The 255-nt window shown below is 64.3% G+C and carries 1 protein-coding gene; it reads right to left on the bottom strand.

The window, feature by feature from the left end:
* The coding region (locus tag AB4Y32_RS40655) for a response regulator transcription factor (RefSeq protein WP_368726601.1) at positions 1–255 on the bottom strand (255 nt) is incomplete at both ends.

The raw sequence follows: 255 nt of genomic DNA, 5'->3' as shown, positions 1-255 counted from the left end.
TTTGGTCAGATAGCCCGTCGCGCCCGCGCGCAATGCGCGCGACGCCACCTGCGCCTCGTCGTGAATGCTCAGCACGAGTACGGGCAGCGAAGGCTGCTCTGCCCGTACTCGACGGATCAGATCGACGACGCTGATGCCGGGCATCGTCATGTCGAGCAGCAGCAGATCGACGACGCAACTGCGCAGCTTGTCGACCACTTCTGCCCCTTGCGCCGCTTCCGCCACGACGACGATATCGCTCGTGGTCGCGATGAT

Origin of the sequence: Paraburkholderia phymatum, from assembly GCF_040965635.1 — a bacterium.
In the GTDB taxonomy this organism is placed as follows: Bacteria; Pseudomonadota; Gammaproteobacteria; order Burkholderiales; family Burkholderiaceae; genus Paraburkholderia; species Paraburkholderia phymatum_B.
This window is presented reverse-complemented; position numbering and strand designations above follow the sequence as displayed.